The organism is Pseudomonas sp. 1D4 (assembly GCF_001728925.1).
In the GTDB taxonomy this organism is placed as follows: Bacteria; Pseudomonadota; Gammaproteobacteria; order Pseudomonadales; family Pseudomonadaceae; genus Metapseudomonas; species Metapseudomonas otitidis.
This window is the reverse complement of the sequence record NZ_LXJQ01000018.1, coordinates 84,011-91,788: the sequence shown is the minus strand read 5'-3', so window position 1 is coordinate 91,788 and position 7,778 is coordinate 84,011. Positions and strand designations below refer to the sequence as shown.

Annotated in this window: 12 protein-coding genes and 1 pseudogene; 2 read left to right on the top strand and 11 right to left on the bottom strand. The window is 57.8% G+C overall.

Translation table 11 applies throughout. The annotated features are described in order from the left end of the window. Window positions 1–29 precede the first annotated feature (29 nt). Entirely contained in the window at window positions 30–305 is a 276-nt protein-coding gene (locus tag A7D27_RS11830; RefSeq protein ID WP_069561658.1) for a hypothetical protein, read from the bottom strand. 56 nt (window positions 306–361) lie between these two features. Here A7D27_RS11830 and A7D27_RS27150 point away from each other — a divergent pair. Further along, window positions 362–652: pseudogene (locus A7D27_RS27150) on the top strand (IS3 family transposase); the annotation flags it as partial. 182 nt (window positions 653–834) lie between these two features. Here A7D27_RS27150 and A7D27_RS27815 read toward each other — a convergent pair. The 10 genes from A7D27_RS27815 to A7D27_RS11775 form a co-directional block, all read right to left on the bottom strand. Next, on the bottom strand, window positions 835–1,770 hold the full coding sequence (locus A7D27_RS27815) for a hypothetical protein (RefSeq protein WP_139134082.1): 936 nt from the start codon (window positions 1,768–1,770) through the stop codon (window positions 835–837). Further along, window positions 1,771–2,337, bottom strand: coding sequence for a hypothetical protein (locus A7D27_RS29085; RefSeq protein ID WP_069564997.1), 567 nt, complete (start codon window positions 2,335–2,337; stop codon window positions 1,771–1,773). Between the two features lie 275 nt (window positions 2,338–2,612). Beyond that, window positions 2,613–3,725, bottom strand: coding sequence for a site-specific integrase (locus tag A7D27_RS11815; protein ID WP_240922963.1), 1,113 nt, complete (start codon window positions 3,723–3,725; stop codon window positions 2,613–2,615). 675 nt (window positions 3,726–4,400) lie between these two features. Further along, complete coding sequence (locus tag A7D27_RS11805) at window positions 4,401–4,637, bottom strand: hypothetical protein (RefSeq protein ID WP_069564994.1); 237 nt, start codon at window positions 4,635–4,637, stop codon at window positions 4,401–4,403. After that, complete coding sequence (locus tag A7D27_RS11800) at window positions 4,634–4,849, bottom strand: hypothetical protein (RefSeq protein WP_069564993.1); 216 nt, start codon at window positions 4,847–4,849, stop codon at window positions 4,634–4,636. The genes A7D27_RS11805 and A7D27_RS11800 overlap by 4 nt, the downstream gene beginning before the upstream one ends. After that, window positions 4,846–5,541, bottom strand: a complete 696-nt coding sequence (locus tag A7D27_RS11795; RefSeq protein WP_069564992.1) for a hypothetical protein — start codon at window positions 5,539–5,541, stop codon at window positions 4,846–4,848. The genes A7D27_RS11800 and A7D27_RS11795 overlap by 4 nt, the downstream gene beginning before the upstream one ends. Then, window positions 5,538–5,804: a hypothetical protein gene (locus A7D27_RS11790; protein WP_069564991.1), complete on the bottom strand. Its 267-nt coding sequence runs from the start codon at window positions 5,802–5,804 to the stop codon at window positions 5,538–5,540. Before A7D27_RS11790 ends, A7D27_RS11795 begins: the two co-directional genes overlap by 4 nt. Next, window positions 5,804–6,034 carry a hypothetical protein gene (locus A7D27_RS11785; RefSeq protein ID WP_069564990.1) on the bottom strand — a complete coding sequence of 77 codons (231 nt, stop codon included), beginning with the start codon at window positions 6,032–6,034 and terminating at the stop codon, window positions 5,804–5,806. The genes A7D27_RS11790 and A7D27_RS11785 overlap by 1 nt, the downstream gene beginning before the upstream one ends. Window position 6,035: 1 nt before the next feature. Next, entirely contained in the window at window positions 6,036–6,407 is a 372-nt protein-coding gene (locus tag A7D27_RS11780; protein WP_069564989.1) for a helix-turn-helix transcriptional regulator, read from the bottom strand. 117 nt (window positions 6,408–6,524) lie between these two features. Beyond that, window positions 6,525–7,283 carry a helix-turn-helix transcriptional regulator gene (locus A7D27_RS11775; protein WP_069564988.1) on the bottom strand — a complete coding sequence of 253 codons (759 nt, stop codon included), beginning with the start codon at window positions 7,281–7,283 and terminating at the stop codon, window positions 6,525–6,527. Between the two features lie 109 nt (window positions 7,284–7,392). Between A7D27_RS11775 and A7D27_RS27140 the strand changes: the two genes are divergently transcribed. After that, window positions 7,393–7,647, top strand: a complete 255-nt coding sequence (locus tag A7D27_RS27140; RefSeq protein WP_083265607.1) for a YdaS family helix-turn-helix protein — start codon at window positions 7,393–7,395, stop codon at window positions 7,645–7,647. Window positions 7,648–7,778 lie beyond the last annotated feature (131 nt).

Genomic DNA, 7,778 nt, shown 5'->3' with positions numbered 1-7,778 from the left:
TTTTTTGTGGGCGGGGAGGGGAGGTGTGGTCAGGCTTGCGCTTGGGCCGCGCGCCTTGAGGCCGTCTCGCGGGCTACGGCCTTCCAGGTCTTCTGCTCCGGCTCCAGCTCGGGATAGGCCTTCACGGCGGGGTTGATGAGGTCCATGACGATCATGCCCATGGCTTTGCCGGTGATCCGGGTCAGGTCGTCCTGCTGTGCCTCCGTGAGGTGGGGCAGCGCCTCGCGGAGCAGGTCATTCAGCGCCGCCAGCGCATCGATCCCGCCGTCCCGTATGGCCTTTGCGGCGTCCAACGTCAGTGTCATGGGGCATCTCCATCCTGGGAATTGGGAGCGGCAGTATGGCAAAAGCCAGTCGAGGGGGCAGCCAGTTCAGTAGCTCAGATTGGCAGAGCTTCCTTAAGACAAACAACCTGATCAGCTGCATGAATCGACGCGGCAACTGCCACGACAACGCGGTCGCGGAAAGCTTTTCTAGTTGCTGAAGCGGGAGCGTATCCGACGGAAAACCTACGGCACCCGCGAAGAAGCCCGCAGTGATGTGTTCGATTACATCGAGATATTTGTAACCCTAGCGCCGGCACAGCAGCGCTATGCAGCTATCGCCAGTAGAGTTTGAAAAGCGCTATTTCCAGAGATTGGAAAGTGTTTAGGAAAACCGGGGCGATTCAGGCGGACGCATTCTTACGCTGCAGAAAATCCTGGCGTCACTCAACTTTGACCATAACAATGTGCTATGCCCATCTATCACCGGATCATATTTAAGGTGCAGTAAATTTTGGATCGTTATGCGCAATTGCGCGGCAATAAAAAGCCCCTGGTACGGGGCTTTTAGTTATCCAAGTTGGTGGAATTCGATAAGTCGGTAGATCTCGCGTGGCTCTCTGTTTAGGGATTTCACATGCTTGATGTAAATGTTGGCCCTGCACGATCTTCCAAGAACTGCGTTTCCATGAGCGACTACTTTCATGAAGTGCTCGGTCGCCTCCTTGGTAGCGGTGCCATAAATGGTTTCGCCGGAGCTGATCTTAATCTCGAATTTTCTGTGCTCTGGAAGGAATCCAGTCAGCACTCCTTCAATTCTCTCCATGGAGTCCTCGATCTGAGTCGCTTCTGTACGTACTCTTCCTCGATGGATTGATCTGTCGTCAAGTGTAATGTCGGTATTGTCTTCGACTATTCGAATGGTGGCCTCGGAGCTATCTAGGTCCTTGAAGAACTCTCTTAATGTAATAAGGGTTCTTGAGTCCAGTTCCTCCGCAGCTCTTTCGAAATCCTCTTCATTTGAAGAGCTTACACGATAGAGTAATTCAGTAACGGTGCTTACGACTTCCTTAAGGGCCGTGTCGTGCAGCTCATCTTGGTTAGAGAGTTCATCAAGAATGAACCCAAAGGATCCATGAGTCAGGCCTGTAACCATTAATTCAGTGCTTTGCTTAAGCGGGACCTTTCCTCGTTCGCCAATAGCGCCTAATTCAGATTTTGCGAAAGTTTTGGAAATCAATTCTTGGTAGTTGCCTAGGGCTTTGCTGGCAAACTCTGCAGCGATGCCCCTCGATCCTATTACAGGGCGTCCGCTAAAGTATAGTGCGACACTTGCAAATGGATTTGGATTGCTTTCTAGGCTCTCTATGTCTTTTGATATTTCTTCTAGGCGCTGTTTGTACTGAATTTGACCTACGATATCGCCGTATTTTTCTGCGTCAGCTAAAAGCGCTTTTAGACCAGATTCTTCTGCCTTGAGCGAGTCCGTTGTAAGTTTGCGAGGCATTTACTCACCTCCCGCTAGTATTTGGCGAGCTGCTTCGTCGTCATCAATTAGTGGGACGGCTAAAATTCCTTTCCAGAGGTATGTGTCTCTCTGATGCGAGAAGAGACCGAACCAGAATCTTGTACTGGATACTATCGCCTCGGTTGGAAGGCTGAGGTCAACGTGGTATGAGTCGCACATATGTGTGTCTTTGATCAGCCTTTTGTCAAAGACATGCATGTTTTGCTGTACGAACCCCTGCCATGCGGACATTTCTTCCATTCCAGTCGGACGCCTGGCAAAAGTCACGATGTCGACGTCCTTCGGCGGTCTTCCTCTGTATCGTTCACAGTCTTCTAGATAGCTTCCTGCAAGCCATTGAAAGCCTTCTACAAGCCCTGCTTGGCGTAGTTGCTCTCTGAAGTTTAGTAGACCCTCGAAAATAGCCTTTCGTTCTGGGGTTGACGTAAACCGAGAGGCTACTACTGCCATTGACGTGCCATAGGGCGCCATCGCGGCAGAGCTAGTAGGGCCAAATTCCTGGATGAACGGAGGTAAGACACCAGACTGATTCAGGGCGGGGATCACAAGAGGTTCCTTCTCTTTGCCGTAGCGCTGTGCTGCGTACTGAACCAAAAAGCAAAGCCTAATGCCACCATTTTGAGTGCCATAGGAAGGCCATGCGACAGGATGCGCTTCAGTTCCTAGAATCGACAGTTTTTCGACACTTAAAAAGCAAGAACGAAAAAGCCCCTGAGATTCGCTAAGAAAATCAGGGGCTTATCGTTTGCGTTTGGTGGCCGGGGGGATTTGAACCCTCCGCCACCCCAGCAAATACGGGCCTTCCCGTGTATTTGCTGTCATTACCCTGTCATTCCGTCTAGTTTCTTCTCCGCGCTGAACACGGATACGGCCTTAGATCCTGCACTTGGATCAGAGGTCGGCATCCAGCGCCCATAGACCCTGGCGATCATAGTCCAGTCAGAGTGTCCCATCTGCTCCGCCACCCACATTGGGTGTTCGCCAGCGGACAGCATCATCGACGCATAGGTGTGCCTGGTCTGGTAAGGATAGCGATAACGCACGCCAGCCTTCTTCAGTGCGTAAATCCACATCGTCTTCCGGATCGGTCCATCTCCGGCCCACCGCTCGCCCGTCCTTGGGTTCTGGAAGATCTCGCGATCGGCCAGGTAGGTGAGAGCCTTCTGGGCATTCAGCGCTTCCAGTGCCGGCGCCAACAGCTTTATGCGCCTGTTCCCCGCGACCGTCTTGGTCACCTCTGCCTCTCCCTTCGCGGCCTGGGTCATCGCCCTGCGCACGCACACCTCCCCTCTGATCCAGTCCACATCTCCCCAGTCCAGCGCGATCAGCTCGCTCGTGCGCATGCCGGTCCAGAATGCGAAGCGGATCATGTTCCGTCCTTGCTCCGGCAGTGCTGCAAGAATCGCCAGCTGCTCCTGTGCATCGAACGGATCCACGTCGTCATCGGTGCTCGGCGCCTCCTTTCGCCGATAGGTCCAAGAGGCGAGCGGGTTGTCATCGATGAGCTCCTCTTCTACAGCGTCGGTAAGAGCCGAGCGAAGACAGCTCTGAATGTTGGCCAAACGCTTGTTTCCGACCGCCAGAGTGTCGAGCCAGTCCTTGATCATGCGCCTGGTCAACTGCGACGGCATCAACTCACCAAACTGAGGTACCAGCCTTCCCGCGATGATCTTCCTGTAACCATCCCAGGTGCTCGACGAAACGTGCTTTCTCTTCGCATCGAGCCAGCGCGGAAGGAAAGCGCCCAGAGTTTCCAAGCGCTTGGCGGGCGTGAACTGCTGCGCCCGTGGAGAGCCTGGAAACGTCGCCGCGTAGACGAACGTTCCATTGGCGATGGACAGCTCAATCGCCGCCTTGTGCTGCTCGGCTCGCTTCAGATTAGTGGCGGTGGGCTTGAGCTTGATCCGCTCGCGACACCTGATCCCCTGGTACATGAACGTGATTTCGATGCTGGAGTCAGAGATTGCTCTGACCCCTCTCCCATCTCTACCCATCTTTCATAGCCTTCAATGTCTATGAGGGTCCGCTGGTCCGGGGCCCTCTTCCAGATCTCCCCGAGTCTCCAAATGCCATCGCGGATTTTTGCCCTGATGGCGGCTTCGGTGTAGCCCGACTCGGCTGAGAACCTCTTCACGGTGACATAGCGAGTCACGGCCACGCCCTCCGCTCTATCAACGACCGTGGCGTGCTACGGTCGGTAGTGCGCGCGTCTTGTGGCGCGCATCCTTCTGTTTCGTCCCAGGCCTGGAGTTCACTGCCAGGAAGCAGCTTCTCGACCAGATCGGCCACCTCAAGGACGCCGGCGGCGTAGCTCTCAGGGCGCCCAGATGCGGCTGTCTGCAACTGCTCCAGCAGGCGCTCTAGATCCTGGCGAGTCGTGAGCATGGCCTGGGCGCGCTCGCAGATCCCGAGCGCCTCCCGCCTGCCTTCAATCCGCAGGACCATATCGATCCTGGGTGCTGCCGCTGGCTTGGCTTGAACTGGTGGCGCTGGAAGGCGGCACTCCATCTTCGTTGCCACTGGCGCTGCGACGCTCGGGCGCTTGGTGGTAGTGGCACGGGGGCAGGCCTTGGCTCTGGCCCGTCCAAGCGCTGCTCTGGCTATAGGGTTCAAAGCTGGATCCTCCCGCTCTGAGCCCGTAGGGCCTGTTCCTGAAGTTCGGGCTCGCTCACTTCAGGCCAGCACTGCAGCGCAGCCCGGCCGCGATAGACACAGGTGATGTCCTGGCTGTTCACACGCTGCAGGCCCTTCTCCCGGTCCACCAGCTCGCCGAAGAAGAACAGCCCGCCGGTAAGCAGGAAGAAGAGAGCCGCCACAGCCAGCCCTCCTTCGAAGACGGCTCTCATTTCGAACTCCTTGGCGAATCCGCGGCGTCGTTGTGATGGTCTGAAGCGCTGTCAGGTGCGGGCTTATTCCATGCCTGGGCCAGGCCTTCGGTGGTGAAGGCCTGCACGGTGCGGTTGCAGCTGGGGCAAGTCAGGCTCAGGAAACCCGCGTGCACCATGCCCATCAGCTCACCTTCGTAGCCGCAGTGGCACGGCTTGATCTTCTCGCTCACTTCACCACCTCCGGCGCGCGCTCGATGGTCCTGCTGCTGCCGTCATTGCTGTGCACCACCAGTGCCGGCCGCTGGATCGTTTGTGTGCCGTCCTGGTAGAGGCGGCGAGTGGGGACCCCGTAGAACGGCCCGCCCGGGGCGAACGGATCGGGCATCTTGTCCATGTTGTCGGCCATGATGGTGAGCAGGCAGTGGAACAGCGGGCCATCCTTCGAGTCGCTTTGCCGGCGGCCGCTCATGCTCGCCGCGCTGTCTTCCAGGCCGTGGACAAAGCACAAGTCCCAGAGGAGCCGCCCAGGCTTTGGCGCAGGGTCGAGGCCAACGCGGTGCACCTGATTGATGCCGAGGCAGTCGCACAAGTCCGAGTAACTGAGATCGGAGAACAGCCGCAGGGACTCAGCCCCCAGCAGCCACTTACCGAGCGCGCGCCGAGTCTCTTCGGTCGATGTCCGCACACCTTTCCACAAGGCCTCCCACTTCTTGAGCATGAGCCGTGCCTGGAAGCTGCTGTCCGCCTCCAAGACCTTCTTGGCCTCGCTGTAGTCCTCGATGTCGAAGCGCAGGTCTGCCTGCCTGGACAGTCGCCTCGCAACCAAGAGGAGTGTCCTGGGCTTCAGGTGCTGCATGGAAAAAAGCTCAGCCAAGCGATCCAGATGCTCGGGCTTCATGGGGAGGAAGGAACGGCTTGTCATGACCAGCACCTCACGGCCGGCGCGGGCTGGTCGAAGGCTTCAGGGGGCAGCGGTGCCTCCCAGCGCTCGCGCCAGCCGTAGTCGGCGATTTTGATATAGGCGGCCAATCCCACGATCAGCCACGCAGGGGGAAGCAGGAAGGCCAGCAGGACCAGCTCGGGCCGGCCGCTGGTGAGCATGAGCGGTGCCAACTGGTGAGCCATGACGGCGGCGAGGAAGAGCCACAGCAGGGCGGCGACGAGCAGGGCGATGGTCTTGAGCATCACAGGGCACCTCGGTTGGCGAGGCGGCGCACCACCTCTTCGGAGTGGTTGGCGGCGGCCTGCAGCTCGGCAACGGTGACCGACTCAATCGGCTTGCCCAGCGTCTGCAGGTACTCAGCAAAGGCGCGTTGCGCCGGCCGGTTCCAGTGGTTGCAGAAGGCTCCGATGTCGCGCAGGTGCTCCTGCAGGTCCAGGGCGAGGAAGTCGAGGCTGTCCGGGTTCCAGACCATGTCACACCACCCAGGCCATTTCGGCCGCGCGGGCAGCGTGGACCAGCTCGCTGCGGCGAGCCGGGCTTGGCCTACGGATCATTTCGTGCTGCTGGTCAGCGATGACGGCATGGGCCGCCAGAACTGCGCACAGTGCGGGGGTGATGAGGCCGCGCTTGAATGCCTCGGCTACCATGGCCGCGCGGCGGGTGACACCCAGCTTGGTGCTCAGCGACAGGAGGCGCTTTTCGATGGTGCCCGGGGCGACTCCGAGGTCTTTGGCAGCTTCCTTGCTGGTGAGGCCGGAGGCGATGGCCAGGAGGCACTCAAGCTCGCGCGGTGCGGCTCCTTTGCCAAGGAAGCCGGTGAAGCCATGTGCAGTGATAACGTCCATTTTGAGATCTCTGCCGAGGAGGTGATGCGGCAGAGATTACAAACAGAATTTGTAGTTTGCAAACATAAGTTGTAAATGCGAGCCAAAAAAAGCCGGCTTCAGCCGGCCTTTGAAGTCCTACCAGAGCATGGAGGACCAGAAAACACGCCCGAGGATAGAGATGTTCTTCTGCTCCATTTCCTCAAGGGTGTATTCCTCGTCCGGGTACTCCTCACGGTTGAAACTCCGCATCCGAATCCCCCCATCGGGAAGCCTATGAAGAGTCTTCACCCGTAACTGACCGTCGTGATTGATGGCGTAGGTCTTGCCATCACGGACGATGGTGGAGCCCGTATCCACGCCTACCGTGCTCCCGTCTGGCAGCATCGGCGCCATGCTATCGCCGTGAACAGTTACTGCTACCGCTTTGTCGAATTGAACGCCCTGATTGCGCAGAGTCGCCTTGCCGAAGCGCAGTTTGCGCTTGCTGGAGGTTTCAATTGATGTTCTGCCCGACCCTGCTGCCAGTTCTACTTCCTTGAGGAACGGCACATACACCTCATCATCGTCTAGCGGGGTGTCGTCATCCCACACCTCTATCGGATCACCAAGGCTGGCGTTTGCCTCAGGGATGCGGGATTTGAGGATCTCCGCGACGAACTCCCGGGCCTTCTTGCCGTCGGGCGTGGCCGTTTGGAGCGACGCCCCTATCAGATCCCGGAGGGGAATCCCTGTAATGCCAGAGATATCGCCCAATAGGCTCGGTCGAGGTATGGATCGGCCCGACTCCCAGGCCTGGACGGACTGAGGGGTGATGCCGAGTCGCCTGGCAAGCTCAGATTGATTGAGCCCGATCTTCTTCCGGCCTTCGGCAATGAGTTCAGCGAACGTAGTCATGGCTCAAGGGTACAACCTGTTGTTGTAGGGGTCATTGCAAATGTCGTTTGTAAATTGAAAATAACGACTGTAGGCTAAGGCTGATCTCCATCGTCTCAGGTGCAGTGCCATGAGTCTTAACGCTGCTGCATTGGCGGCCAAAACCTTGGGAAGTCAAACAGCGCTAGCTAAAGCCCTTGGCTGTACCCCTCAGAACGTCCAGCACATGTGCTCAACCGGCCGTGTTCCAGCAAAGCATGTTCTGAAGATCGAGGCGGCCACCGGCATTTCCCGCTCCCGCCTTCGCCCGGACCTCTATCCCGAAGAGGTGCCCAACCTTGAGGCAAATGATAGCGGTCGAGCTGCGTGTGAGGCAGTGCTGTGATTGTGCTGTTCGGATATCCAGTGCCCGGCTGTACGAATGACTCCGTTGCCTACTCAGAAGTGGCGCCCCCCTACCTCAAATCAGGGAAAGAGCAACCTCCCGTGCTGGGCGTTGCATTCCCGGAGACCAGT